2 protein-coding genes are annotated in these 1491 nt (G+C 76.4%); both read left to right on the top strand.

Translation table 11 applies throughout. The features are described 5' to 3' along the window. A partial coding sequence (locus HLB09_RS16930; protein ID WP_171204459.1) for a S1C family serine protease occupies positions 1 to 1086 on the top strand: 1086 nt, incomplete at its 5' end. 78 nt (positions 1087 to 1164) lie between these two features. Next, the coding region (locus HLB09_RS16925) for a Sec-independent protein translocase family protein (RefSeq protein ID WP_171204458.1) at positions 1165 to 1491 on the top strand (327 nt) is incomplete at its 3' end.

Here is a 1491-nt window from a genome sequence, read left to right as displayed (position 1 = left end):
CGCCGCTCGCCGCGGGCGCTCGTCCTCGTGGCCGCCTGCCTGCTCGCCGGGCTGCTGGGCGGTCTCGCCGGGGGTCGCCTGGCGGGCCCCGGCGGCACGTCCGTCTCCGTCGTCGAGCGCTCGGGGGGCACGGCCGCCGAGGCGGCCGACGGCTCGGTGGCCGCGGTCGCCGAGGCCGTCCTGCCGAGCACCGTGTCGGTGGAGATCACCTCGAGCGCGGGCACGGGGAACGGATCGGGCTTCGTGCTCTCCGAGGACGGGTACGTGGTGACGAACAACCACGTCGTCGCACCGGCCGTGGAGGCCTCCGGGCGCATCCGGGTGCTCCTGTCCGACGGCACGCGGGAGACCGCCGAGGTCGTCGGCCGCACGTCGGACTACGACCTGGCCGTCCTGCGCATCGACCGCACCGGCCTCGTGCCGCTCGCCTTCGCCGACACGGCGCAGGTGCGCGTGGGGGACCCGGTCGTCGCCGTCGGCGCTCCGCTGGGCCTCGCGAGCACGGTGACGAGCGGGATCGTCAGCGCCCTCAACCGCCCCGTCGTGGCCGGGTCCAGCCAGGACGAGCAGGGCTTCATCAACGCGGTGCAGACCGACGCGGCCATCAACCCGGGCAACTCCGGCGGCCCCCTCGTCGACCTCACCGGCGCCGTCGTCGGGGTCAACTCGGCCATCGCGCAGACGGCGTCGCCGGGCGGCGGGCCGGGCGGGTCCATCGGCCTCGGCTTCGCGATCCCGGCCGACCAGGTGGTCCGCACGACGACGGAGCTCATCGAGGACGGCGTCGCGACCTACCCCGTCATCGGCGTCTCGCTCGACTCCTCGTACGAGGGCCGCGGCGTGCGCGTGGCCCAGGGCCGGACGTCGGTGGGCGAGCCCGTCGTCCCCGGGGGCCCCGCCGACACCGCGGGCGTCGAGCCGGGCGACGTCATCACGGCGATCGACGAGCAGCTCGTCACGGCGCCGGACGAGCTCATCGTCGCGATCCGCGCGCGCACGCCCGGCGAGGAGGTCGTCCTCACCGTCCAGCGGGGCCGTGACGCGGTGGAGGTCCCGGTCGTGCTCGGCAGCGAGCCGAGCGACTAGCGGACGCCGGCGCTGCCGCGCGGGCTGGCGGGCGGTCGGGGCGACGGGCGGGCGGGAGGCCGCGCGTAGGCTCTCCGCGTGTCCTTCCCGAACGGCGGCGAGCTGCTGGTCCTCCTCGTCCTCGTCCTCGTCGTCGTCGGGCCCGAGCGGCTGCCGCGCTACTCCCAGCAGCTCGCCGACCTCGTCCGCTCCGGCGTCCGCTACGCCAAGGGCGCGCGCGACAGCCTCAAGGAGGAGATGGGGCCGGAGTTCGACGACATCGACTGGAAGAAGCTCGACCCGCGCCAGTACGACCCCCGCCGGATCGTCCGCGACGCCCTCACCGACGTCTGGGACGAGCCGGCGGCCAAGCGGCCCAGCGCGGGGGGCCCGCAGGCCCTCACCGCCCCGGCGGCGGGCGGCACG

Origin of the sequence: Pseudokineococcus marinus (genome assembly GCF_013004605.1) — a bacterium.
In the GTDB taxonomy this organism is placed as follows: Bacteria; Actinomycetota; Actinomycetes; order Actinomycetales; family Quadrisphaeraceae; genus Pseudokineococcus; species Pseudokineococcus marinus.
This window is presented reverse-complemented; position numbering and strand designations above follow the sequence as displayed.